23 protein-coding genes and 1 riboswitch are annotated in these 25,684 nt (G+C 41.9%); of the genes, 5 read left to right on the forward strand and 18 right to left on the reverse strand.

What is annotated here, in order from left to right:
* Positions 1-205 precede the first annotated feature (205 nt).
* The gene (locus B9Y89_RS15865; RefSeq protein ID WP_085524166.1) at positions 206-1,564 is read left to right on the forward strand and encodes an arsenic transporter; all 1,359 of its coding nucleotides are present in this window, start codon (positions 206-208) and stop codon (positions 1,562-1,564) included.
* Between the two features lie 28 nt (positions 1,565-1,592).
* Positions 1,593-2,264, forward strand: a complete 672-nt coding sequence (locus B9Y89_RS15870) for a DUF2642 domain-containing protein (RefSeq protein ID WP_085524167.1) — start codon at positions 1,593-1,595, stop codon at positions 2,262-2,264.
* 40 nt (positions 2,265-2,304) lie between these two features.
* Here the strand turns inward: B9Y89_RS15870 and B9Y89_RS15875 are convergent, their stop codons facing one another.
* Positions 2,305-3,378 carry a CotH kinase family protein gene (locus tag B9Y89_RS15875; RefSeq protein WP_085524168.1) on the reverse strand — a complete coding sequence of 358 codons (1,074 nt, stop codon included), beginning with the start codon at positions 3,376-3,378 and terminating at the stop codon, positions 2,305-2,307.
* A gap of 201 nt (positions 3,379-3,579) precedes the next feature.
* Positions 3,580-3,735, reverse strand: coding sequence for a hypothetical protein (locus B9Y89_RS19140; RefSeq protein ID WP_176222257.1), 156 nt, complete (start codon positions 3,733-3,735; stop codon positions 3,580-3,582).
* Between the two features lie 144 nt (positions 3,736-3,879).
* Between B9Y89_RS19140 and B9Y89_RS15880 the strand changes: the two genes are divergently transcribed.
* Positions 3,880-4,092, forward strand: coding sequence for a small, acid-soluble spore protein, alpha/beta type (locus B9Y89_RS15880; protein WP_254901269.1), 213 nt, complete (start codon positions 3,880-3,882; stop codon positions 4,090-4,092).
* A 149-nt stretch (positions 4,093-4,241) separates the two neighbouring features.
* On the opposite strand, the gene nhaC is transcribed toward B9Y89_RS15880, so the two are convergent.
* Positions 4,242-5,636 (reverse strand): Na+/H+ antiporter NhaC, encoded by a 1,395-nt coding sequence (gene nhaC, locus B9Y89_RS15885; RefSeq protein WP_254901270.1) that lies wholly within the window; start codon positions 5,634-5,636, stop codon positions 4,242-4,244.
* A 459-nt stretch (positions 5,637-6,095) separates the two neighbouring features.
* On the opposite strand from nhaC, the gene B9Y89_RS15890 reads away from it, so the two are divergent.
* Entirely contained in the window at positions 6,096-6,830 is a 735-nt protein-coding gene (locus B9Y89_RS15890) for a thermonuclease family protein (protein ID WP_085524170.1), read from the forward strand.
* A gap of 155 nt (positions 6,831-6,985) precedes the next feature.
* Positions 6,986-7,549 carry a cell wall hydrolase gene (locus B9Y89_RS15895; protein WP_085524171.1) on the forward strand — a complete coding sequence of 188 codons (564 nt, stop codon included), beginning with the start codon at positions 6,986-6,988 and terminating at the stop codon, positions 7,547-7,549.
* 117 nt (positions 7,550-7,666) lie between these two features.
* On the opposite strand, the gene B9Y89_RS15900 is transcribed toward B9Y89_RS15895, so the two are convergent.
* The 15 genes from B9Y89_RS15900 to B9Y89_RS15965 form a co-directional block, all read right to left on the reverse strand.
* Positions 7,667-7,945: an AbrB/MazE/SpoVT family DNA-binding domain-containing protein gene (locus B9Y89_RS15900; RefSeq protein WP_085524172.1), complete on the reverse strand. Its 279-nt coding sequence runs from the start codon at positions 7,943-7,945 to the stop codon at positions 7,667-7,669.
* A 207-nt stretch (positions 7,946-8,152) separates the two neighbouring features.
* A complete protein-coding gene (locus B9Y89_RS15905; protein ID WP_139822822.1) occupies positions 8,153-9,757 on the reverse strand; it encodes a Na+/H+ antiporter NhaC family protein in 1,605 nt (534 codons plus the stop codon).
* Positions 9,758-9,894: 137 nt separating this feature from the next.
* A riboswitch (Lysine riboswitch) is annotated at positions 9,895-10,082 on the reverse strand.
* 137 nt (positions 10,083-10,219) lie between these two features.
* The gene (locus tag B9Y89_RS19665; RefSeq protein ID WP_176222258.1) at positions 10,220-10,675 is read right to left on the reverse strand and encodes a PTS sugar transporter subunit IIA; all 456 of its coding nucleotides are present in this window, start codon (positions 10,673-10,675) and stop codon (positions 10,220-10,222) included.
* Positions 10,676-10,695: 20 nt separating this feature from the next.
* A complete protein-coding gene (locus tag B9Y89_RS15910) occupies positions 10,696-12,114 on the reverse strand; it encodes a PTS fructose transporter subunit IIC (RefSeq protein WP_176222259.1) in 1,419 nt (472 codons plus the stop codon).
* A gap of 26 nt (positions 12,115-12,140) precedes the next feature.
* Positions 12,141-14,105: a BglG family transcription antiterminator gene (locus B9Y89_RS15915; RefSeq protein ID WP_176222260.1), complete on the reverse strand. Its 1,965-nt coding sequence runs from the start codon at positions 14,103-14,105 to the stop codon at positions 12,141-12,143.
* Between the two features lie 114 nt (positions 14,106-14,219).
* Complete coding sequence (locus B9Y89_RS15920) at positions 14,220-15,041, reverse strand: glycosyltransferase family 2 protein (protein ID WP_085524174.1); 822 nt, start codon at positions 15,039-15,041, stop codon at positions 14,220-14,222.
* Positions 15,042-15,085: 44 nt separating this feature from the next.
* Positions 15,086-16,801 carry a glycosyltransferase gene (locus B9Y89_RS15925; RefSeq protein ID WP_085524175.1) on the reverse strand — a complete coding sequence of 572 codons (1,716 nt, stop codon included), beginning with the start codon at positions 16,799-16,801 and terminating at the stop codon, positions 15,086-15,088.
* Between the two features lie 39 nt (positions 16,802-16,840).
* The gene (locus B9Y89_RS15930) at positions 16,841-17,581 is read right to left on the reverse strand and encodes a sulfotransferase family 2 domain-containing protein (protein ID WP_085524176.1); all 741 of its coding nucleotides are present in this window, start codon (positions 17,579-17,581) and stop codon (positions 16,841-16,843) included.
* Between the two features lie 22 nt (positions 17,582-17,603).
* Positions 17,604-19,238: a hypothetical protein gene (locus B9Y89_RS15935; RefSeq protein WP_085524177.1), complete on the reverse strand. Its 1,635-nt coding sequence runs from the start codon at positions 19,236-19,238 to the stop codon at positions 17,604-17,606.
* A 34-nt stretch (positions 19,239-19,272) separates the two neighbouring features.
* A complete protein-coding gene (locus B9Y89_RS15940; protein ID WP_085524178.1) occupies positions 19,273-20,385 on the reverse strand; it encodes a DegT/DnrJ/EryC1/StrS family aminotransferase in 1,113 nt (370 codons plus the stop codon).
* Entirely contained in the window at positions 20,378-21,025 is a 648-nt protein-coding gene (locus B9Y89_RS15945) for an acetyltransferase (RefSeq protein WP_085524179.1), read from the reverse strand. The genes B9Y89_RS15940 and B9Y89_RS15945 overlap by 8 nt, the downstream gene beginning before the upstream one ends.
* Positions 21,022-22,137: a glycosyltransferase family 4 protein gene (locus tag B9Y89_RS15950; RefSeq protein ID WP_085524180.1), complete on the reverse strand. Its 1,116-nt coding sequence runs from the start codon at positions 22,135-22,137 to the stop codon at positions 21,022-21,024. The genes B9Y89_RS15945 and B9Y89_RS15950 overlap by 4 nt, the downstream gene beginning before the upstream one ends.
* Positions 22,121-23,179 carry a mannose-1-phosphate guanylyltransferase gene (locus B9Y89_RS15955; RefSeq protein ID WP_085524181.1) on the reverse strand — a complete coding sequence of 353 codons (1,059 nt, stop codon included), beginning with the start codon at positions 23,177-23,179 and terminating at the stop codon, positions 22,121-22,123. The genes B9Y89_RS15950 and B9Y89_RS15955 overlap by 17 nt, the downstream gene beginning before the upstream one ends.
* A 139-nt stretch (positions 23,180-23,318) precedes the next feature.
* Positions 23,319-24,278, reverse strand: a complete 960-nt coding sequence (gene gmd / locus B9Y89_RS15960) for a GDP-mannose 4,6-dehydratase (RefSeq protein ID WP_085524182.1) — start codon at positions 24,276-24,278, stop codon at positions 23,319-23,321.
* 87 nt (positions 24,279-24,365) lie between these two features.
* Positions 24,366-25,670 carry a glycosyltransferase family 2 protein gene (locus tag B9Y89_RS15965; protein WP_176222261.1) on the reverse strand — a complete coding sequence of 435 codons (1,305 nt, stop codon included), beginning with the start codon at positions 25,668-25,670 and terminating at the stop codon, positions 24,366-24,368.
* Positions 25,671-25,684: the final 14 nt, after the last annotated feature.

The following is a 25,684-nucleotide window of genomic DNA, read 5'->3' on the forward strand; positions in this document are numbered from 1 at the left end:
ACTGACTATAATATGCCTAACTAAAGGAGGAAAAAAACATTGATCATACTTCTCTATTTTTTATTCCCTCTTATAATATTTGCACAAGGATTCCTACTCTATATCTTGATGAAACCTCCCGTTGAAGAAATGAGTTCAACCGATTTAATCAATGATCATCATCAAACAATACAGCCAGTACTCAACAAACATGAGGCGAAGCCTTATGTCTGACTATCTTTTATTATTTGCATTAACTGTATTCTCTTTATCTATTTTTTTTATGATATGGAATCCCTGGAGACTTAGCGAAACAGTTCCAACAGCCATTGGAGCCGGTATTTATTTGCTTTTCGGCATCGTCCCTCTTTATGATGTTTTAGAAATATTTAATATAGTGCGCGGTGCTTCTATTACCATCATCTCTACTATAGCTATGTCTATTGTTTTGGAAAGTATCGGTTTTTTCCATTGGGTCGCTTTTAACATTGTCAAGCGAGCTAAATGTTCGGGAATTAAATTGTTTCTCTATATTAATAGTCTATGTTATTTAATGACACTCTTTTTTAATAATGATGGCAGCATATTAATTACAACACCCATTATTATTAGAACGGTTAATATGCTTAATTTAAAACCACATCAAAAAATCGCCTACCTACTCCCAGGAGCTCTTACTGCCACTGCCGCAAGCGCTCCCATTGCTATTAGTAATATCGCTAATTTAATCGCACTAAAAATTGTTGGTCTCGATATTAATAGTTACGTTGCTTTAATGTTTGTCCCTTCAATGATAGGAATTGTAACCATCTGTTTTCTGTTATACCTTTACTTCCGAAGAGATATTCCAAAAACACTTCCCAATGTACAACTAAGTATAGACAATTATAATCTTTATTCCCGCTCGTTCCCGCATCCATTATCAGATCAGCAAGAGGAAACACAAGTAGATTGGTGGATGTTTAGGTTATGTCTGCTTGTAATCGTTATTACTAGAGGGACATTTTTTATATTATCACCATTAGGAGTGCCTATCGAATGGATTGCATTGAGTGGTGCCTTTATACTCATTATGCTTCGCTGGTATCGCAACAACATCGGTGTACGCGACGTTATTAGAAGAACACCCTGGCACATCCTGTTATTCGCCTTTAGTATGTATATCCTTGTATATGGGCTAAAAAATATTGGTTTAACAGTCATACTCGTCAACCACCTTACAGAATCCATTCAGTCAAATCCTATTTTATCTATATTTACGATGGGAGGCTTAATCACTTTATTTTCAAACGTTTTCAATAATTTACCAGCTGTTATGATCGGCACCCTTACTCTCACTGAAATGAGCCTAGATCCTCAAACACTGCAGATCGCGTATCTTGCTAATATTATTGGTAGTGATATAGGGTCACTCCTTACTCCGGTTGGCACCCTAGCAACTTTATTATGGATGTTTATTCTAAAAGAAAACGACATTCCAATTAATTGGAAGCAATATTTTAAAGTGACGATTTTCATTATTCCAATAGGATTACTTGTTAGTCTAACAAGTTTATATTATTGGACCAATTTTATCATGAATTAAACGAGTAAAGTAAGAAAGGGTGAATCCTTTGAACAGTTATAAAGTCTATCGTGGCGAACTTGTTGAGTTATCTTTAAGCGGGCATATTCACTTTTCAGGTATGTTAATTGATACCGGACCGGATATTATGGTCATATACAATGGTCATGATTTTATTTATATCCCAATTATTCATATTCAATATGTCAATTTTGAATACGAGAATAAGAATAATAATGATATTGCTAAACCAGACGATATTCCAATTGGAGATAGGCAAGCATCAATCTCATTTCGTAAGATTTTAAATAATGCAAAGGGCATTTTCACAGAAATTTATGTAACTGGGCAACAGTCTATCCATGGTTACATCACCAATATTATGAATGATTATTTTGTTTTCTATTCACCTGTATACAAAACCATGTTTATCCCGTTACATCATCTAAAATTTCTTAAGCCGTATAATTCCCATGAACGTCCATATGCTTTAGACAATGAAGAACTCCCTTTAACACCTTCGACCGTTTCATTGTCAAGAACTTTTGAAGAACAATGCAAGAAGTATATAGGCAAAATCACGATCTTTGATATGGGACATGACCCAACAAAAATAGGAAAATTAACAAAAATAGAAAATAGCCAGATAGAGCTTGTCATAGCACGTCAGCAGGCAATCTCTATCAATTCAAATCATGTTAAATCTCTTCATTTTCCATAGCCGAACTCCATCTTATGTATAAGATGGAGTCGACTTCCTTTTAGGTTAGCTTTGATAATTGACTCCTTAAATACTTATTTCTACTTTTGATAAAATTCATGATAAATTGTGGCTCTTCATCATAGGCGTTGATAAATGTCTTTATATACGGATCTTGTAGCACATAAGGACGAAGCATTCCGTGGATGCCTTTAATTTGAGGATTTAAAAACTCTGTAGTAAATTGGTCGTTAAGGATATTCTTAAGGAGTCGACCATAATGTTTTCGAAACGCTGGCACATCCAAAACTCGTGCCGTTAATGTATTATAGCCTTTGATAGGAATATAGTCATAATCCAATTCTTCACCATTAATATCCCTCCCCCAGGTTGCATCAAAATCCCAAGGGATTAATTCAAATAATCCCGACTCTGTGTCACGGTACAAGGCATAGTTGTGGATAAACCCATCAAAATTCTGTGTGCACACCACCCCTGATAACCATCGCAAATATTTATCAATGTTGATATATCTCTCTATGTTCTTCTCGAATTCAGAACGTGACATCGTATTAATTTTGTAAATTAATTCTTTTAGAAAGATATCATCTTTTTCATGACCTTCTTTTCTGCTATAACCGTCATCAAATGATTGCTTAACATCATAATCAATGGGACTCATCAATGAGAAGTTTGCATCATCGTCCTCAGCGTACCAAATGGGGCCATATGATCTTCCCCTAGACTCCAAGAAATGCTTATCAACGGACTCAATTTGCAAGTATATACCTTGATAAGCCTCGTTAATAACAAGATTCACATAATGAGTCGACGGAGATAGTACACCTATACTTGAGAAAAAATCTAAAGATAACTTATTTCTTAACAATGTTGCATCTACATATTCTGCATTTAGATGAATCGTTCTTTTTTCATCAAAATGACACTGAAAAGATTTCTTTGGAAACTTGCGAATATGCGCACCTCTGTATCCTATTTCCGCATCATAAATTACATTATCGAAACTAAGGCTAGCTTGAACCATTTGATCAGACCAAATATCACTACGTAATTTTTTTAAATCACTTGGAGATATTGAGATATCGTATGTTGGTACTTCTTTTTGAATACCCATCCATCACATCTTTCCTTTGGTTGTTTTTTTATATAAATATGCTTCTATGTCTTGATATGTCACAATTAAACATCTGCTTGAAAAAAATAATGATATGGATTATAAAGTGGATTGTCTAATTAACGGGACATCTATCACATAAAATTAGACCCATCTCCTTCATTGGAGATGGGTCTAGTGTGTGGCTCGTTTGTTCAGAGGCTAGATATTTGGAAATACCTCTCCTGATTGGCGCATATGCTGAAAACGGTCTCTCGCTTGCCGCATAACGGTCGCGCCTGCATTCCTGTTCATCATACAATAAGTGACTGCGCCAATACCGACCGAAGCAACGACGGGAATCCAATTATTTCGCATGACAACTCACCACCATCCTTGATATTGGTTCAAGTTAGAACCACTCTTAATTTGGGCCATCTAAACAAAATGATGTGAGTGAATCATTTCCATCAATGAATCAATCACATCTAGGAGAAGCTATTCAGTAAGGAGGGATTGCCTGTGTCAAGTGATGACTACATCGCGCCGAGTCAGCCATCTAATAACGACAAATACGACATCGCTAGGGAAAACAATATCCCCTTAAAAGAAGGCTATAACGGTGATCTCACCGCTGAACAAGCCGGCAAAATCGGCGGTGAAATGGGTGGCGAAATCGGCGGCAATAAGGTTAAAGACCTCGTCCGCCAGGCTGAACAGAACTTGAAACAATAGTCCTTCCTTACAGGAAACGGATGTCCCTTTTAGTATCGGGACATCCGTTTGAATGGATTGCGCCTCTTTTACGCTTAATTGCGCTGAATGAACACTTAATTGCGCTCTCTTCACTTGTAATTGCGCTATTTTCCACAATTTAGGTCGGATCAGCGCACCGACATCGATTCACGAGCTGTTGCCCGCTGCTTAGACTGAGGCAAAAACCCTAGAATGATCGTAAAAATCGGTGAGAGCCATAAGAAAAACACAAACGGTAAATAGTCCAAGACGCTAACACCCAGCGTCGAAGAAAAGAATGCCCCACACACGCTCCAGGGTACTAGTGGATTCACTAAAGTACCGGCATCCTCCAATGTCCTTGATAAGGTTTTATGAGGAATCCCTTGCTTAGTATAAGAATCTTTGAACGTTTGCCCCGGCAACAAAATGGATAGATATTGTTCACCGGTCAAAAGATTGACACCAACAGAAGAAAGCGCAGTGACTGTGACAAAATGGCCTTTGCGATTCAGTCTTTCCACAATCTTATTGATCATCATATCAATCAAACCTGTCTTGTAAGCGACACCACCGAGAGCGAGAGCGATAATAATCAATGATATGGACGACATCATCGCGACTAATCCACCGCGATTAACAATCTCATTAACAGCTTCACTGCCGGTATCTGCTTGCATGCCCCCATGCATGACGGTCACTAACGTTTTCAAAGTTGCGTGCGGTTGTACCAGCAAATACGTTAAGCCTCCTGTTATGATTCCCGTGACCAAAACCGGCAAAATCGGAAATCGCAAATAAGCAAGGACAACGACAACGAGCGGTGAAATCATAACAACCCAACTTAGATTGAACTGATTAGTTAACGCAGATGTCATCCCTTCGATCGTATTTTGATTTAAAACCTGGTTGTTTGTGTGGCCGATAGATAAGAAAATCACAATTGTCACAATGATTGCGGGAACCGTCGTCCATAACATATGACGAATGTGCGTGAACAAATCTGAACCAGCTACAGCCGGCGCAAAATTGGTCGTATCCGATAAAGGACTCATCTTATCACCGAACATCGCACCGGAGATAATGGCCCCCGCACACAAAGCCGGATCAATGTCGAAGCCAATACCAATACCCATCAATGCGGCACCAACGGTTCCTACCGTCGTGAATGAACTGCCGGCAAAAGTCGACACAATCATCGTTGTGATCAGTGCCGTAACAAGAAACCAGGCCGGACTGACTAATTGAAATCCTAAGTAAACAAGGTAAGGGACTGTTCCACTCACCATCCAAACACCAATCACGATACCAACCAATAGCAGAATGAACACGGGTTTTAGTCCCTTAGTAACCCCTTCAATTAGCCCCTGTTCAATCGTTTCCCATGATGCCCCATGCCCAAAAACAAATAACGCTAATAATATGAGACATAGAAATAATGGGATGTGCGGCATGACACCGAAACCGACAATCCCTGTCATTAGCACACCGAACAATATCAACATAAAAACAACCATCACAAATCCATTGACCTTTTTCGTCACTCTTCATCACACCCTTCCCCATTAAAATAATCCCAAGTCTACGATTGGACTTGGGACGAATTAAATTCCGCGGTACCACCCACATTGATTCATATAGAATCCGCTTCAATATTAATAACCGTGTTCATCACGGACGCTTGCTCAGAACATGTACTTCACGGCCGTAGCTGCCTTAGTTTGCACCCTCCACTAAGTCTCTGTTACTGCCAGTCTATGACCCTACTGCGTGTTCATCATCGCTTTGCGTTTACATTTTATTTGTTTAGTGATTCAAGTTTACTTTCTCACTTTTATGCGTTCAAGTATAAAATTAAAAAAGACAAATGTCAATGAAAAAATGATTTATAGTTATAATATGTGCTCCACATTCATCTGTGATAGTTTTTTTTGTAACAATTTCTTTCTTGTTACCCGATAAAAAGTTTAGTAGGATAAATAAAGTATTAAGGGAGGGATCTGATGCAACGCTTGAAGATCATGATGAGTCTATTCGTTTTGACAGCCACTATAGCCGGTTGTACAACCTCATCCCTAGATCATCAACAAACCATACAGGCCAAGGTCATCAAGGCGGTTGACGGCGATACCGTCAAGGTCAAATGGAATGGTGATCAAATCTCGGTTCGCCTGTTATTAGTGGATACGCCCGAAACACACCACCCTGATGAACCTGTTCAGCCTTATGGACCTGAAGCTGCCCAATTCACAAAATCCCTCGTAGAAGGTCAAACGGTCCAATTAGAAATCGGTGAAGACAAGTGGGATAAGTACCATCGGCTTTTGGCCTACATCTATGTCAATGGTTGCATGCTTAACGAGCAATTACTTAAGAAAGGTCTTGCTCGCGTCGCCTACGTCTATCCACCAAATACGAAATACCTCGATCGTTTCCAACGTACTGAAACCAAAGCTAAAAATAACAACCGCGGCATATGGCGCTTCAATCACTATGTACAGGATGACGGTTTTCACGAAGACGTCGTTCCCGCCTCCAAGCAGCCAGACCAAGCCAGTGAGGGGTCACAACGACCAAGCTCATCTGCCGATCAATTCAACGGACCTGACCGTAACTGTGATGATTTTGCGACGCATGCCGATGCCCAGACTTTTTTTACTGCGGCAGGCGGTCCTGAAAAAGATCCGCATCAACTTGACCATGATGGCGATGGTCAAGTCTGTGAAACCCTACCATAACTAGGAGCAACATTCCTATCCCTTCTATTTTCAGCCCAAACTGATTACAAATTCTTTAAAAAGATTAACTTTCAGCTATGACCCAATAACAAAAATATTAAAACCCCAATAAATCAGATATTTATTAGAATATTTGTTGCCAGAGGTGATAATAGATGAAAAAAATCTTTGCAATCATTGTGGCTATTACTTTGCTAATAATCCCGATGCAAACCATGGCCTATACGGTAAAAGGGAATGACACGCTTTGGGAAATTGCCCAAGATCATCACTTATCAGTGGACAAGCTGCTTAATATAAATCCACAAATCAAGAACCCGAATCTTATTTATCCGGGGCAAAACATTCAATTGTATGCCATCTCAGAAGAGGAACATCGATTATTGGCTAAATTAGTTCATGCCGAAGCTCGCGGGGAACCCTTTAAAGGAAAAGTCAGTGTCGCGGCAGTTGTTCTTAACCGTGTCAGCTCAAATGAGTTCCCTGACAACATCCATGATGTTATCTACCAAGACCACCAATTCACACCCGTGGCCAATGGCACTCTAGCTCAGGCCGACCCGTCAGACGATGATTATAAAGCTGTTGATCAGGCCATTGCTAAGCGAGGATCAGGCAAGGGTTCCCTATTCTTTTACAATCCAGACCTAGCGGATAGTCAATTCCTAGAAGGATTAACAACAACAACTGTTATCGGCAATCATGTCTTTAAAAAATAATGAACGTCCGGAGAGCCCTATGCTCTTCGGACGTTTCTTTATGCTAGTTCACAAAAAAAAGGCAAGAAATGAATTCCTGCCTTGCCTCTACCATTTAGATTTAACGTAGATGCACCGTTATTTGACGAAATAACTTTCAATTTCGTCTTTTAATCGTTTGGCACCTTCAGGACTTAATGCCACTTTACCATCTGCAACGGTGAAATTATCAGAGGTTACTTCGCCCGTGACCTGGCAAGCCATGGCAGGGTGGTATTTTTTCAAAATAACTTTTTCCCCATCAATAAAAATCTCCAGCGGATCTTTGGTGTCAATGTCTAACATGGAGCGCAATTCTTTCGGAATGACAATTCGCCCTAGTTCGTCCACTTTACGTACAATACCTGTCGATTTCACCTCTATCAATCTCCTTGTGAAAAAATTATTTCTATTTTTAACAAAATAATACCATAGTCACCAGCTTAAAGTCTAGGAAAATAATACAAACAATGCTAATCATCACAGTTTTCGGAACACAATCAACAATTTTGACGGAATGGATCTAATAATGACGAAAAAATAACCGGCCTTCATGTTAACGTAAAGACCGGATTTTTATTCGTTTTAAGTTTGATCGGGTTCATGCCCGCCATAAGTGCCTTTCAAATACCAGACAACCCCGATGAATAGGACGATCGATACAATGAAACCGATCGTTGCACTTCCCGTAAAACCAAGGACGAGATAGCCGATCACACTGATAATGCCAGCAACAATCGCGTAAGGTAATTGTGTTAAGACATGATCAATATGATTACAGCCTGCCCCTGTCGACGACAAAATCGTCGTATCAGAAATCGGTGAACAATGATCACCTAATACGGAACCTGAAAGAACAGCAGCAAGCATCGGTAACATATAAGTCACGTCAATCGTGGCTGCAATTTGTCCTGCAATGGGCAGCATTAGACCAAATGTGCCCCATGATGTCCCTGTTGAGAACGCCATGAAAGCCGAAAGAATAAATAACAACGCCGGCAAGAAACCAATGGGAAGGTTCAAGTCATGGACGAGTCCAGCAAGATATTGACCCGTTTGTAGTTCGCTAATGATCGTGTTAATCGTCCAAGCTGTGATTAAAATATAAATGGCTGGTAGCATTGATTGAATGCCACTTTTAACACCCATCCAGAACATTCTAAAGGAATATCCTTTTGGTAAAAATAAGATGACCGTTACAATAAGGCCAAAAAGGCCACCATAAATAAGTGACTTGGCCACAGCAGTATTTTCGAAAATACTAAGCACATTCACAGAATCACCAGCAGCAGCAACAACTTGATAGCCGGTATAGATCATGGCACCGACTGTACCGATGACAAGGGCAACGATGGGCCAGATGAGGTCACCTATATTTCCTTTATCGCTTTCCGGCAAGTCGGATTGTTGTCCGGGAACATGGCGATCATCACCAAGCACGTCTCCACTTGTCATGGCTTTATCTTCCAATTTCCTCATCTTTCCAAAGCTAATATTCAACCAAGCCGTGGCAATCACAAGCAAAATAGCGAGCACCGCATATAGATTCATGGGAATGATATATAAGAAACCAGTAAAGGCACTGTAATCGGTCACCTGATGCGCCGTGAGCACAGTTCCGATTAACCCAATGATGTAAGCCCCCCAACTCGACACCGGGGAAATAACACAAACGGGCGCAGCCGTCGAATCGAGAAAATAGGCCAATTTCGCACGAGACATTCGGTGACGATCTGTCAAGGGACGACTCACTTGGCCAACAGCGAGTGAATTAAAATAATCATCAATAAAAACGATAATACCTAATACCACTGTTAATAGTTGTGCGCCCTTCCGTGTCTTCACTCGTTTAATTGCCCAATCACCAAAGGCTCTTGTTCCCCCGGCCATCGAAATCAAGGCCGTCATAATGCCTAATATGACTAAAAATAGCAGAATAAAAATATTCCAAGTGTTAAAATGCCAATTGGATTCATTCGAAGTAACAAAAATGTCACGGACCGTATTAAAGATTTTTGCCAGACCACCGGGAACATTAAATTGATTTAACATCATCGCCCCGACAACAATACCGACACCTAAGGACAAAATGACGCGACGAGTTAGAATCACCATTAGAATTGCTAATAGTGGCGGAATCAACGAATAAACGGTATTGGCATATTCGATATCCCCCAGGAATTGAAACATGATATGTCCCCTCCTTTATCATATGTTTTTCTCCATTTTAACGCACAATCATCCATGATCTCTCTTTTTTAAACCATAAAAAAAGACAATGATAGACGAGAACACCTATCATTGCCTGATATATCGGTTGCTCCCATCTGAACGTAAGTGCTCCACCTAGGGACAAAACTCCCCCAGCCGTGACAGCGCCGCACTTTTTCAGGTACGACTCCAGCTTAGAAGATGACGACGCTTCCCAAGCTTCGGCGAAATCCCCTTTCCATAACGATCAACGGTGGTCAACCTTCCGTCATGTACTGATGATTTTCGCACCCCAAACCTATCAGATGTTTGATACAATACTTTATTATATGATTGTGACAAACTGTATTATATTAAAACATTAAATCATATGCAATGTTTTTTTATTTTATAATTATATTTTAATCCCGGCAGCGCATTGTTCCTAGGATTAACACCTGATTAACCAATTTCCTCCACTAACTTGAGCACAGCTTCTTTTGACTTCACGTTTTTCAATGATTCACGAAATTCACCGTCCATAAGTTTGCGAGAAAGCTGCTGTAAAATTTTCAAATGCTCGTCTCCAGCATTTTCCGACGGAACAGCGATCATGAAAATGAGATGTGCATCAGTTCCATCCATGCTGTTCCAATCAACACCTTGTTGATGTAAACCAAAGGCAACACGCGGGCTTTCAACAGCCGCTGATTTGCCATGCGGAATCGCGATGCTGAAACCGATGCCGGTACTGCTTTCTTGTTCACGATCATATAAAGCCTGCTTAAATGCTTCCTTTTGAGATAAATGACCCGCCTCAGCAAGCATGTCCACCATTTCATCCATGACGGCATCTTGAGATTGTCCTTGTAAATCGAGATTAATAATATCTTCTGTCATAAGTGATGTGATTTTCATCAATCATCAATCCTTTCTGATTATGATACTTCTTGTTCAACATTTTTCTTAAGGATGTTGGCTAGTAGTGCTGTAATGATTACACCGACAATGATGGCGACAAAGAACATTAACACGTGGTCAACAGCCTGAAATACGGCGACAATTGGACCGCCATGTGGCACACTATCAGTCACATTACCGACCATGGCCATTGCCCCGGCAACCATCGAACCAACGACAATACTTGGAATCACACGAAATGGATCTCGTGCTGCAAAGGGAATCGCGCCTTCAGTAATACCAACGAGCCCCATCGCTAAAGCGGCTTTACCCGTTTCTTGTTCCTCACCATAATATTTACGATTATTTAGTACGCTGGCAAGTCCCATACCAAGTGGTGGAACCGGTATCGCCGCAGCAACAGCCCCCATGATCATCGGATTACCGGCACCAATCATGGCCGCACCAAACAAGAAGGCAACTTTATTAAAGGGCCCTCCCATATCCACAGCGACCATGCCTCCAAGAATAAGTCCCAGTATGATTTTACTGCTCCCTTGCATGCCGTTTAACCAGGATTCTAAGCCAGACATAATATTAGCAATCGGTGTTCCGAGAACAAAAATAAAAATAATGCCGACTAGAACGGAGGTTAATAACGGTATAATTAAAATCGGCATAATCGGTTGAATCATTTCCGGAACTTTAACCGATTTTATCCATTTAGCTATATAACCAGCTAGGAAACCAGCGATAATACCTCCTAAGAAACCCGCACCTGCTTCACTACCATATAAACCACCATGTGCAGCAATATAACCGCCGACCATACCTGGCGCTAATCCAGGGCGATCGGCAATACTCAATGCGATAAAGCCAGCCAGAATCGGTACCATAAAGCTAAAAGCGGCACTGCCGATGTCATTGATCGCATGCCATATCGAATCTTCGGGAATTTTAAAACCGTTTTCCGTTGGTGTTCCACCGAAACCAATTGATAATGCTATGAGTAGTCCTCCAACCACGACAAATGGAATCATGTAGGAAACCCCATTCATTAGATGACGGTAAATGGGATTTTGTTTTCTTTCCTTTGTAGTTTCAGCAGTGGACGTCGATGGTTCACCTTCATCTTTGGCATCACCATATACATCAACATCACCGTTTTCGAAAGCCTGTACTAGTTCCTTCGGCCGGCGGATACCATCGGAAACGGCGACTTCGATTAACTTTTTGCCTTCAAACCTTTGCTTATCAATTTGTTTATCTGCCGCTATAATAATCCCATCGGCTTCACGAATGTCCTCTTCAGTCAACTCGTTTTCGGAACCAATAGACCCTTGTGTCTCGACTTTCATGTCTACATCAAGTTCTTCTGCGGCTTTTTGTAAGTTTTCCGCCGCCATATAAGTATGGGCAATCCCATTAGGACATGATGTAATCCCTAACAGTTTCATTGGTGTCCCCCCTTAACATACTAAGATTAAGATTTAAATTGTTTCAGAACCGCATTCGGGTCCGTTTGTGTCTTTAGTGTTTCAAGCAATGGCAGATCGTCTTCCAGCGCTGCCAATTCCTTAAATAAAACCTCTGTTTCCTCTTTACCCATATCCCCCAAGGCTAATATCAAAACAATCTGGACTTGTGATTCTCCCCAAGGCATCGGCTCATCGAGGACAGCCAGTGCAATAGCGGTTTCATAGATAAACGACGGTGAACCGTGCGGAATCGCCAGACCATTGGATAACGCCGTATCAGCCCGGTAATCCCGTTTCACAGCGCTTTCTGAATAATTTTGACTGACATAGCCCCCTTGATACAAGGCATGCCCCATTGCTTCAATAAGAGCGAAGCGATGCTCAGTTTTAGGATGAATAAAGATTAAATCTTTATTCAGTAAGCGGCCTATAACGTGATAACGGGGTGTCGGCTGCGATCCCTGTTCTAAAGGACCAGTGAGGAACCGGGATATTTTATTTTGATCCGTTTCAGACAGAACAGGTGTAATCGTCACGACAGGATAGTTTTGAAGTTCAACCGGCACGGTACTAATCACAAAATCAGGTCGACTATAATGAACGGTTCGTGTGATATCATTGACGCTCACCGTATCAATGACGTCAATTTGCGGAAACGACCTGTTGAGCTTGGCCTGAATCAGGTTCGACGTCCCCATGCCTGTTGAACAGGCAATAAGTGCCCGATAGCGCTGATCATGTTCACTTATCCTTTCCAGCGCCGCCTGAATATGCAAGGACAGGTACGCAGCTTCATCCTCTGGTATCGTGACATCAAAGCACTGTTCTAATTCCGGTAAAATAAAATGAATGAGTTCAAAACTATAGCGATAATTCGCTTTGATCTGTTCTAACAATGGATTGTGCAATGTCAACCCATACTTCAGTCGATTCAGTGCCGAATGAAGATGCATGATTAACCCATGACGTAAATGCTGATCGTTTTTACTCGATACTCCAATGAAGTCCTCTAAACAATCAACAACAAGATCAGCCGCTTTCAGTGCATCAGGATCAATTTTGCTAAAAGCTTGGGCAAAAGCACGATGGGAGAGCTCTTCGTGTCCCTGAATTTTTGCACCGATTAAGTGCAGGGTGATATAACCTACCTCGCTTTCAGGAAGCACCATGGCCAATAATTTTTCCAAATGATTCGCAAATCGTTCCGCCAAAGCAAATTCATCGTACGTTCTCAATCTCTTCAGTTCCTCAAATGCCATATTAATTTGGTGGCCCCGCTTGACTCTTCTCGCAGCAATCCCAATATGTACCATGAGATTCATAATCGCTTCATCTGTAAAGTTATAGGGTAAGGCGCTTTCAAGTTTGCGTATAAAACGCTCAATCACTAACATTTCCTGTTGTGGCAACAATCCCTTCATTCCCGCCTGATGCCAGATCAATGCCACTTGTGATCGCTGGTTCAGTTGGTGGATGATCTGTGCCAGCGCTTGCCGCCAATCTTGCTCCTTACCCCGGACCTGCAATCCAACTCGAGGTTTTCTGATTAACCGCAAATTCAATCCAGATAACTTATCTTGAACGGCTTGAATATCATGACGCATTGTAGCTTTACTGACATATAAAGCATCAGCCAACTGTTGTAAGGTATACGTTTCTGATTCAAGCAACCGCTTAGACGCTTGAAGCACCCGCGTTTCAGGGTCATTGTCATCGGCTTGTCCACTATGTTCGATGGCTGCTTTCATCGTCTCTTTTGTTGGTTCATCAGCATTAAGAACAACACCAGTACCAGGCTTACGAATTAAATCAGCAGATTCAAAGGTTTCCAACCACTCATTGATGAGCTTAAGATCTGTGCGCACTGTCTTTTCTGAGCAATTGAGCATTCTAGCTAACGCCCCGGTTGATATCGGTTCACGTGTCTCTACAAGTAACTGAATCAATTGTTTTTGTCTATGGTTGAACATAATGACCACCCTTGAAGTCAGCCCCATCTTCTATTATAAAACCGTTTTCATGATCAATCGTTTAAACCTTTACCGTAGATTACGGTAAAGGATATATGATTTATTGACGCCGTCTCAAATGTCAATCCGATGTTTCATAGGGTCAAATGGTTTCTCCTGTTCAGCCAGTTTCCAGTATGACATGGGCCGGCGCAGGTTCCACTTTTGAAAGAAGCGGGTCCGGTTGTCTTTATAAACTTGATTGTAGTGCCATGGCAAGTTCGCAAATGATTGACCGCCGTAATGATGAATATAGACATCATCTGCAACCCATAATCGATAATCAGCAATTAGAGTACGAAGGGACAGGTCATCATCTTCAAAGTTGCCGGGATAAAATTGTTCATCAAATCCGCCCACTTCTGTGAGTAACGACCGGCGAAAAACCATGCACATTCCGCTTAGTTGCTCAACCTCATAACCCTGAGAATGGTGCTGATCACGCCAGCGATCGGCAAACAGGTGAATATCTTCCGCAGACTTATAAGGCATATGATAAATCCGTTGCTTAGGTAAAATCCTATTTGAACGCGGACCGACAATGCCGATCGTTGGATCACGCCTGAGCCATTTCACTAAATTGCTCAGCCATTCTTTCGTTACAAACGTATCGTTATTCAACAATACGATGGTATCACCGTTCGCCGCACGTAATCCTTGATTACAAGCTGCTGCAAATCCCTTGTTCTCATCATTAAATACACCCATCACCGTTTCCAAACTCTTGATATACGCTTGGGTACCGTCTGAAGAACCGTTGTCTACGATTATCAACTCAAACGGTTGGGGTGTATATTGCCAAAGACTTGATAAGCAAGCCTTTGTTAATTCTAAACCATTACAGGTCACAAGAATAATGGACACAAGTTTGTGATTTGATATCTTATGATCATGCATCTTTTCTCACCCTATCAAACATGTTAACGACCGTACCATCCATTCTAGATGAATTGACTTATCAAAGTATCATATTCTCTAGCAACATTGAACCAGGTTCTCTTCAACACAGGATTGATGGCTGCCTGCTGCTTAGCTAAATCTCCCTTGTTTTGTTGTCGAAGTTCGCCTATGGCTCTTGTCATCTCTTCTAATGAATAGGGATCAAATGTCGTAAAATGCCTTGTATCTGGAATCACTTCATTAATAACGTCAATTGAGCTCATAGCCACCGGCGTTCCCATTGTTAATGATTCAAGTATTTGAAAAGGACAGCTGCCTTCAAAAAGCGTAGGGATGATAGTGCCAATTGCATAATGATATAATGATGGGACATGTTTTTCCGGTATTCGTCCAATAAATACAACACTGTCACGAGCCGCTTTATCTTGACAATGATTCAAAATTTGCGTAATCTCTTGCTGCTTTGGCCGATTAAGATAATGATCCGTTAACACCAAACGAAGATTGGACGCTTTGCCCTCATTACTTTGCTTATATCGCAAAAATGCCTCAATAAGTCTGTCATGATTCTTATGCAGACGAATGACGGACGGATAGACAATGTAATCACCTTGTAAATGATACCGTCTCCTAAATTCAGCCTCATTGATTAAACCCAGTGATTGATATTCTTCACTCGGTGCAGCCAAGCGAATCACTTTTGTTTTTGATTTCGGTAAGCCTAAAAACGTCAAACCTTCGTGATTTCTGACATAGTTTGAATTGAAGACCACTTGCGCGGCACGATTGACGAGCTTTTGTGCAATCGGTGTAAAGGTTTGATTTAAATTCGGATGAACCTGATCATACAGATCCTTAAAATGCATATAAACCAAATCATGCAAACAGACAATGAGGGGACGAGTTAATTGCAGTGCAAGTTCCATACCTACATAAGGCACAATCCAAACATCAACAGGAATATGCTGATTAACCCAAGCAACGCTCTGAAATTTTTGGATACTTAATCGGTCATGATAGCGGTGCAAAAGGTTCTTGAAGGCACTTGTTACATCAGCATAATTCTGTTCATTTGTTACAAGGGTGATGGCGTTATCTTGATGGCCTGCTAGCAACCCTTCCACTAAACGGACTGAAAATCGTCCAATCCCTTCCCCGTCAAAGTGTTTTCCAACCTTTGTCGTATAACCTAGAAACAAACCTATATGCTTATTATGATTCATCCGATGATGATTATGAAATGCTTTCAGATTTCCTGAAGTTAGTAACTGATTGAATTCATGAGAATTGATAATATGAATAATGAATGACAAACGCAATTTGATTTGCTTGGCGCTGCGAGAACCTTGGCGCCGTTCCTTTTCATGAGGCAGCCGTCTCAAAATTGCTTCGTAAACAGCAGGTACAAATTCAGTCGAACTGACGTGAAGCAATGAATTGACATGATAAATCATCGTATACGGATCCTGACCGATCAGCCCTTGTTTATGCTTATGCATCATCTCACTTTTATACTTCTGTAACAGTGCACGGATAACACGCATTTTATCCCCGCTGTGTCCCATGAGCTGCAAATAGAATTGACATTCAGATTCACTCGGTTCCCGCTCTAATAGTTGCCGATAAAGTTCCAGTATGAGATCCCCTTGTTCTAAAAACATGACTTGATGAAACAGCTCCGGAATCCCTTTAGGCGCTGCTTGCTTAAGTTGTTTCTGAAATACTTGATTATTTTGCCGTAGATGCATCATATCCATCTTGGCGCAACCCTCCTCTCCCAATCACATTAAACGTGATCATTGTTGCGAATGCTTAAAGGCTTCTAGTTCGCGTTTCGCTTTAGGATCTAATGCTTGTAATTGCTCATCAAGCTTCTGGGAAGCGTAGTTGTATAACTGCCGATCCAAAGCATTTTTTTCTTCGACTTGGTCAATGATGAATTGAGGAAATTGATGCTTTAATGGCCGCTTCTGATTCACGTTTCGCTTTTGATATTGAGTATTTTTCCATCCCAAGGTTTGCTTCATTAAGAAAATGGATTCGTCAAAACGTTCAGTTAAGCCCGCAACAGAAAAGAAATTTTGCAAATTGTATTTAGCTGTTTCTAGATCAGGCGTATGATCGCCACAAATGAATCGGGTCTGTAAATTAGACGTGAGATAGTTATAAGGATATTCTTGACTGTTGATATAATCACTAAAATTACCGGCAAAATGGTCATATTTCGGACTTCTGTAACGGAAGTAAAACCAGGAAATCACTTGCTCAACGGGATCACGCAACATCGTAATATACGTAAAGGGGCCTGTTATATATTGGTGACCTCCAAACCAATAATGTCCACAAAAAGTATCCGCCTTCTCAATTTGGTCTTTATAATCTAAGATGCCTTGAGGAGACCATCCTTTACCCCGGAAATGGACATTATTCGTGTACTGACCCGTAACAATATCTGTTAAAGTTGTGCCTCCCGTTTTCATAATATGCAGTAAAAAAAGTAAGCGCTTGTCGTTATCGATCATCTCATGTTGACTCATATAAACACCTCATTTGTTTTTATTAAGCCAATTTCTTGACATTAAGATGGGTGTATTCACATGTGTGCCCACCATTCCAAACCAAACGCAACTCCTTGAGTAAATCAGCCTGTTCTGGCGTGAAATGAACGGTTAATTCGATGGTGTTAGCACCTGGTTTGACATGAGAAATCGTCTGTGATTTCAAGACACTATATTGAGGATTCCAAATACCGAGTGAGAACGCGCCTAATGACGACCGGGCAGCATGATCACTATTCAATTCAATGGAGAAGCGATATCTTCCAGGCGTTAACTGTCTAATGTGTTCTGCGATCAACATCCCTGGAGCATCTTTTCTTTGTTCCACTCGGCGAGATAGGAATTTTCCGTGATGATTATAGATCATTTTTCCTGTCATAGAGCCAATATTTTCTGATCTAAATGTCACGGTTTGTCCCGGTTCTGTCGGCAAATCCTTGTGAATGACATTGGGACGAAAAGCATCTTTTTTCAAGACATTAAAGGCCGCTGGCTGGGCATATTGCTGAGTTCTGTGTTGACTAACATAGGGCGCAATATCGTCGATAAATTTTTTGGTTCTTGCTAAAGCAGCATCTCGACTGAAAATCTTACCCAAAACTTGTGACTGTTCACGAGCAAGTTGTTCAAGTGCTGTAAAATCATGATAATGCGACTGGACAAATTGTTTCATTTCCTGTGGATTACTGCACATCCCGATCGTCTTTAATTTGGCTCGACTCACGCTGTGATCGCGGGCCTCTTGGGCCAAACCTGATTGCTCTAAGAAAACGACGGGCACCCCCATTTTTATCGCCTCGATCGGGGTATAATGAAGATGGTAATTGGAACCCAGCCCGAAATAAACAAACATCCGGCTGTGGGCGATTTTAGAAAAAAATTGCTGATCATTAAGATGTCCTAACACTTTATCTGACAGACCTTTAACGGCATGCTTCGAGTTTTTCCCTAATACAACATAAGGTATATCCCCAAAGCGTTCAGCAAAGTCTTCATAGATCTCGCGTGCTTGCGGATTACCGTCAAGATAAGAAATTGTTGTACTTAAATAAGGTTGGGATTGATCTTTGGCCCATTGAAATCCTAGACGCTCTTGGGACACAAACGCATTGAGATAAAACTTATTCTTACTGAGTTGTGGAAGTTCTCGCTTGCCTAGACTACTTAAGATCGGCGACCAGACATATTTGTCATTTGCCACAACCTGATCGATATTAACATTCAATCGCCTGAGCTGTTCGGTGTATGTGGTGTAATCACCGTGTCCAAAGACTCTAAATACAACATAACCTTGAAACCATTTTGACACATTTCCTAAAATTTCCGGATAATTGGAAATAAAGATAACGTCAACCCATTGATTAAAAAATGATGCCTCTTCAGGGGTCAGTGCGCCTTTCTTTCCTAATATATCGATACGCCTCAGTTTTTCAACAATATGCGTAGGTAAAGTGCACGATTTTCGCCAATGCGGGTATAAACGAGCCGTTTCATTCTCATAATCAGGATCATATTTTAACCAAAATGACTCACCAAGACCGGGAATCACCTCAGCTCCAGCTTCCATGAGCAACGGGACTTCTTCATATCGTAATGTTTGATGCGTGCATAACCAAAATATCCTAGGAGATTTCATTGTTACCCACCTCTTTCCATAATATAGTTATTTATTAATCATTTAGATGATACGCAATACTCTCTGATATCGCCTTAATATCGCCCGGCGTTAATCGTGCGTGTGACGGGAGGTTCAGTCCTCTGGAGGCGATGTCGTCAGCGGTCGCGTATTGAGCAGATTCTTTATACGGCGGCAGGATATGCATTGGATAAAAGACGGGTCGGGTTTCGATACCATCATCCTTTAACCGCCGGATCAATTCATCACGTGATATCGCCACAGATGGCTTCAATAGTATTGTGTACATCCAATAGGCATGCCGCGCCCACGTTTGTTCAACTGGAAGATCAATCACATGCATCAAGGATGACAATTGTTCTTGGTATGCGGTGGCCACCTCACGCCTGCATTGAATATGCCATTCCATATTCTCCAACTGACCCAAACCGATCGCCGCTTGCATGTTTGTCATCCGATAATTGTATCCGATCACCGGAAACCAGTATTTGTTCTCTGGGTCCATGCCTTGACCTCTTAGCAAGACGATTTTTTGTTGGAGGGCATCATTATTCGTGGTAATCATCCCGCCTTCGCCGGTTGTGATCATTTTATTACCGAAAAAACTAAAACAAGCCACATCACCAATCGAACCGACGCGCTGATTTTTATATTCTGCACCGTGTGCCTCAGCTGCGTCTTCAATGACGTAGAGATTGTGTTCTGCGGCAATAAATTGAACAGCATCCATATCAACGGGATGGCCATATAAATGGACCGCGATGATGGCCTTGGTTCGTCCGTTGATTTTTGCTTCGATCCCATCAGGATCGATATTCCATGTCTCAGGCTCGGCATCGACGAATACCGGTGTCGCGCCACAATACGTCACAGCATTCGCTGAAGCGATATAGGTTAATGTGGGGACAATCACCTCATCACCGGGGCCAATTCCTAGAGCCTCAAGAGCTAGATGCAAGGCGACGGTCCCATTGGCACAGCTGATAGCGTACTGTGTACCACAATAATCAGCAAATTGCCGTTCAAAAGCTTGCACATACTTGCCACCTGAGGAAATCCAGGTTGAATCGATACAATCAAGTACATATTGTTTTTCATTCCCGTTAAAGACGGGAGATGCCAAAGGAATCATTCGCTTTTCACTCATTTCCATCACCTTTTGTTGATCCAATTTTTTTGGCCGGCACCCCCGCCGATTTCGTATAATCACCGATATGATCAATGACCGTCGCACCGGCACCAATGACCGACCAGCGACCAATTTTTTTGTTGGGGATGACTCCGCATCCAGTACCCAGAAACGCGCCTTCTTCAACATCTATTCCCCCAGCGAGATGACAGCCCGGGGCGATATGAGCATGCGCATGGATGTGATTATCATGATCGATGGTGGCTCCGGTATTAACAATGACATTGTTTTCGAGGGTCGAAGCAGCATTGATGACAGCTCCTGGCATCACGGCAATACCTTCTCCAAGGGTGACGGATGGAGCCACATAGGCATTGGGACTGATAACATTAATACATGTAAAGCCAATATCTCTGACTTTGTTAAATAGTTTTTTTCTTAACATGTTGTCCCCTACCGCGATGAATGCTAACACGAGACCTGATTGGAATAATGTCAGCAACTCCGTATCAGACCCAAGTTTCGGCGCATCTAACAAGGCTTTCTTTGAGCTGGTATCGACAAAACCAGCTACTTCATAAGCTGATTGTTGCCGGATCGTATCAATAATGACTTTGGCATGACCCCCACCGCCAACGATCACTACTTTTTCTTTCATTGATAACCCCTCTCAATTGTTTGAAGTCTTGTTTTGATCTTTTCACCCATCACTTCCGGCGCATAATCGGTTTTCATCGTTTCTAATCCTTTTTGACCTAATGACTGTGCTTGCTTGGGATTGAAGTATAGTTCCCGCATACAGGCTGCGGCATGATCTGTATCAGGCTCAGCCCATTGCTGATTAGCCGAATAAGGTCCATAGTTGTCACCAACCGACGTTAGTGTATACGGCACGGGATACGCATTGCTTTGATTCATAAAATCGGTGTTGCCGGACCAATTCGTTCCAATCACGGGCTTCCCTAAATACATGGCCTCAGCCAGCGGTAAACCAAATCCTTCCGAACGATGGAGAGAAACTAGGGCATCCGTTACATGAATAAGAGCATTGACATGCCGGCGATCAAGGATTTGGGGCATGATATATATATGATCCTGATGATCAATCCATCTTTTGAGCTCGTGAAGTTCCCGATTACGATGATTGGCTGCATTCACTTTGATCACAAGACCAACATTGGCATGATCATGACCAAAAGCTTTCTTAAAGGCTGTAATGGCCGCTTTGGGATTTTTGCGCTCACGATAGCTGAGTGCATCATACATCATAAGAAATAGAAAACGATGATCTGGTAATTTAAAATGGCGTCTTGTGATCGTTTGATCAACATCAACGTCTATCGCATGCGGCATTTTTATAACAGGTTTATCAGTCTTTGAAACGATTGCCTGATAGACAAAGGATGATGGCACCCAGATTTCATCCACAAGTTGGAATCCCGTTCTCCAGTCTTCAGGGAAGCTCGGTAGCTCCCAGTGCCAGTAACCAATATTATATTTATCACGGAACAGCCTCTCTGAAAGCCGACCCGTTTGCCAGCCTCTGATCATTTCATCAGCATTAATGTGAAAAAGATTCGTGTTATAAATCGGCCGTCTCATTTCTTTGTGAATCCATGTTAAATCCCGCTTCCGGGACGGGTTCGCAGCATGATTTAAAATACCGAAAGGCAGACCGGCGCTGTCCATGGCACCCGCAGCTAAGCGGCAAGATTGACCTATCCCGGATTCAGTCCGGGCGTAACCGATTAAATTAATCCCCTGATCCATCATTATCACCTGAACTTTTCCGATGCTTGATCACTTTAATCAGATTTTTAATATCCTGTTCCTTGGACTTATCACAGATTAATAGACCGTTCTCATTAGAAACGATGATCAAATTTTCTGCTCCGATAATCAGCGCATCACGATCGGACAATACGAAGGAATTATGGGTTGCCATTGATTCAATATCGTAACCGCCAATAAATAGATTGTCATCGACATCTTGTTTATTAATGCGCTCCACGGCTGTCCATGTACCCATATCATCCCATTCAAAGGCAACGGGAATCATGAACACGTGCTGTGCTTTTTCTAAGATGGCGTAATCAACAGATAGTTTTGGAAACGTCTTATAGTCCGACTCGAGATCTTGTGATATTTGCAATGCATGCCAGAGGTCTGGTTGATATTGCTTCATATAATAGGCAATGGTTGATGGTTTCCATATGAAAATACCGCTGTTCCAAAACGTGTACTCAGCCTGTAGTAATTGTTCTGCTTTTGTCTGATTGGGTTTTTCTATAAATGCACGGACTTGATAAGTGGTATCTTCTGAATCTGTAGGCACCGCATCGATATAACCATAGCCGGTCTCCGGACGTGTCGGTTTGACACCTAGCGTTACGATCGATTTCTTGTCATACGCCTTTTCCTCTGCCCGGTATAAAGCATTGATCAATTCATGATCATCGCCGATGTACTGATCACTAGGAACGTGCACAAGCACTTCGTCATCATCATTTTTTTGATTAAGGAAATAATGGGCAGTTAATGCCACACAAGGTCCTGTATCTCTTTGTGCGGGTTCCACAATTAATTGATTTTCCGGCAGCTCTGGCAATTGCTCCATTGTCAGTTTTTTATAGTCAGACGTTGTGATGACATATATACTTTCTTTAGGCAACCACTTGCGAAAACGGTCATACGTTTCCTGAAGCATCGTTTGGCTGGCATGATTGATCTGCAAGAATTGTTTCGGTTTCTTCTGGTCACTCATGGGCCAAAACCGTGTGCCTTGACCGCCTGCCATGATCACAATTTTCATTGAGCTCACCTCACTGATATTTCACTATGATTTCTCGTGTATCTTACGTTTTTCTAGTAAAATATTCAGTGTGCTCCGTTTTCGAAGCCAACAACTAACTATATTAAAAAAAATGGACGATTATTGTAGGAAAATAGCATCATGTTGCATTTCTATCGATATCACTTTCAACCATCATTTGAATCAGTTCCTCAAACGATGTTGATGGTTGCCAATCAAGCTGCTTTTGTGCTTTGGAAGCGTCACCCAGTAACAAATCCACTTCTGCCGGTCGCATGAATTTAGGATCTTGAACGACATAATCTTGCCAATCAAGGCCAACATGATTAAAAGCAACCCGGACGAACTCTCTAACCGTATGCGTTTCACCTGAAGCAATCACAAAATCGTCTGGCTGAGATTGTTGTAGCATAAGCCACATCGCCTGCACATAATCACCAGCAAACCCCCAGTCCCGTTTGGCATCTAGATTGCCAAGTCTCAGTTCGTTTTGCTTGCCACATTTAATTTTGGCGACACCATCGGTGATCTTTCGAGTCACGAATTCCAGACCTCTTCTTGGTGATTCATGATTAAATAGAATTCCTGAACAAGTGAATAAGTCGTAACTTTCCCGGAAATTAATCGTGATCCAATGCCCATAGACTTTAGCCACCCCGTATGGACTTCGTGGATAAAACGGGGTCGTTTCTTTTTGCGGTGTTTCGACCACCTTGCCAAACATTTCACTGCTTGAAGCCTGGTAGAAGCGGACATCCGGTTTCACGAGACGAACCGCTTCCAACATATTGAGAGCCCCCATCGCGGTGACTTCCCCTGTAAAAATGGGCTGTGCCCATGAGTCAGCTACATAAGATTGAGCGGCTAAATTATAGATTTCGTCAGGCTGGGCCTCACGCACCGCATCAATCAGTGATGCCAGGTCTCGCAAATCCCCCGGGATAAACGTGACTTGATCTTTGATATGAGCTATATTCATATCGTTAGGTGTTGCTGTCCTACGTTTGAGACCGTAGACCTTGTAACCTTGCTTAAGCAAAAATTCGGCCAGGTAGGAACCATCCTGACCTGTTATCCCTGTAATCAATGCTTTTTTCATCATTATCCACTCCGTTTTTTCACGTATTTTCATACTATACGCTATGTCCAGAGAGGATTCAGCGTATGGTCGGACGTCGTCATCTATTTAAAATTGTTGTGGTTGATTGTTCGCATCTATCCAGCGCCACATATAAGGCTCTCCCTGCGGTAATGCTGTGAATTCATACTGTCGTAGAGGGATCAGTGCTTGGCGGGTAAATTTTAACCGGTTTAAGACCTTTCCTGAGATCTGATGGAGGTAACCGTATTGACTGATATAAAAGGTTCGTTGAAATTGACATAACCGGCCATCTGGTATCATTGTCTTCGTCAGATCGTCGGTGATCGGACATCCATCAGGAATCGATGCCAGCCGTTCGAGGGATAACATGATGAGCAACTGACGATTAAAACGCCATTTGTGCAGCACTTGATCGCCCAACAAACGCCGTTTATATCCCTGTTGAATAAAATAGATTGCGCCGGATGCTTCACATTGGACAAGCTGTTGACTCGGGAACGGGCCCGTCTGCATGATATGACTGTCAATTCCCGATCCTTGAGAATATTTAAACAGGAGCGGATCCGATATTTGAACAATTTTGCTAGAGTCATACTTTAATTGACTGAATATCTCCGTAGATATGGGACGGCGTTTCTGCTGATCCAGCAAATAGACTTGCGATGACACTCCCTGGATTAAAAGACCATCCGGTAAATGTTGTGGCGTATATTGACTTAATTGTTGAAACGATGACGGCGTTTGATAAGTGGTATCTAAAACGCTCTTGACCGGGTAAAACGAGCTCCACCTGTTTAACCGGCGCCAAAAGGCTGCATCCCCGTTATACCAGTGAATTGGATCATCATCCCAATAGCTGCCGTAAGTTTGATATACACGATCAGCAATGTTCCGTGTATGCATCACAGAGCAATGATCCACAAGACCCGCGGCATGTGCCAACACACCGTTTGTTTTATCAATCCGTTCCGATTGCCGTCTAAACTTTGTATCCAATTGGACCACCCGCTGGGCAGAATACACAACTGCAACATCAGGATGTTGGCGTAGAAAGGTAACCAGTTCAGCTAAGCGCTCAGGTTCATACTCTGTATCATCCGTTAAATAAGATATATATTGTCCTGATGTTAGAGGTATCGCTTGATTAATTAATGAGGCATACCGCGTGGTTTTATGGCGATCACAATCGTTCACTTCGCTGTTTATATAATGAATATTCGGATGATGGATATACTCACGAATCACGTTCTGAGTCTGTTCATTGGACGCATCATCCATAATATAAAGTTCCCATTGATCAAACGTTTGCGCTAACATACTTTCAATCGCTCGACCCACCAGTTGTGGTTGATTATAACTCGTTAAGATGACGGAAACGGTTGGATTCAACCCGTTCACCCCTC

Origin of the sequence: Tuberibacillus sp. Marseille-P3662, assembly GCF_900178005.1 — a bacterium.
Lineage (GTDB): Bacteria > Bacillota > Bacilli > Bacillales > Sporolactobacillaceae > Marseille-P3662.

Coding starts and splice junctions, on each gene's coding strand:
- B9Y89_RS15950 (WP_085524180.1), bottom strand. CDS start 22,137: ATGGATCAGGGGATTAATTTAATCGGTTACGCCCGGACTGAATCCGGG.
- B9Y89_RS19140 (WP_176222257.1), bottom strand. CDS start 3,735: ATGCGAAATAATTGGATTCCCGTCGTTGCTTCGGTCGGTATTGGCGCA.
- B9Y89_RS15875 (WP_085524168.1), bottom strand. CDS start 3,378: ATGGGTATTCAAAAAGAAGTACCAACATACGATATCTCAATATCTCCA.
- B9Y89_RS15930 (WP_085524176.1), bottom strand. CDS start 17,581: ATGAGTCAACATGAGATGATCGATAACGACAAGCGCTTACTTTTTTTA.
- B9Y89_RS19665 (WP_176222258.1), bottom strand. CDS start 10,675: ATGAAAATCACATCACTTATGACAGAAGATATTATTAATCTCGATTTA.
- B9Y89_RS15915 (WP_176222260.1), bottom strand. CDS start 14,105: ATGTTCAACCATAGACAAAAACAATTGATTCAGTTACTTGTAGAGACA.
- B9Y89_RS15935 (WP_085524177.1), bottom strand. CDS start 19,238: ATGAAATCTCCTAGGATATTTTGGTTATGCACGCATCAAACATTACGA.
- B9Y89_RS15905 (WP_139822822.1), bottom strand. CDS start 9,757: ATGTTTCAATTCCTGGGGGATATCGAATATGCCAATACCGTTTATTCG.
- B9Y89_RS15955 (WP_085524181.1), bottom strand. CDS start 23,179: ATGAAAATTGTGATCATGGCAGGCGGTCAAGGCACACGGTTTTGGCCC.
- B9Y89_RS15945 (WP_085524179.1), bottom strand. CDS start 21,025: ATGAAAGAAAAAGTAGTGATCGTTGGCGGTGGGGGTCATGCCAAAGTC.
- B9Y89_RS15890 (WP_085524170.1), top strand. CDS start 6,096: ATGCAACGCTTGAAGATCATGATGAGTCTATTCGTTTTGACAGCCACT.
- B9Y89_RS15865 (WP_085524166.1), top strand. CDS start 206: ATGTCTGACTATCTTTTATTATTTGCATTAACTGTATTCTCTTTATCT.
- B9Y89_RS15895 (WP_085524171.1), top strand. CDS start 6,986: ATGAAAAAAATCTTTGCAATCATTGTGGCTATTACTTTGCTAATAATC.
- B9Y89_RS15910 (WP_176222259.1), bottom strand. CDS start 12,114: ATGAAACTGTTAGGGATTACATCATGTCCTAATGGGATTGCCCATACT.
- B9Y89_RS15925 (WP_085524175.1), bottom strand. CDS start 16,801: ATGGATATGATGCATCTACGGCAAAATAATCAAGTATTTCAGAAACAA.
- B9Y89_RS15920 (WP_085524174.1), bottom strand. CDS start 15,041: ATGCATGATCATAAGATATCAAATCACAAACTTGTGTCCATTATTCTT.
- B9Y89_RS15940 (WP_085524178.1), bottom strand. CDS start 20,385: ATGAGTGAAAAGCGAATGATTCCTTTGGCATCTCCCGTCTTTAACGGG.
- gmd (WP_085524182.1), bottom strand. CDS start 24,278: ATGAAAAAAGCATTGATTACAGGGATAACAGGTCAGGATGGTTCCTAC.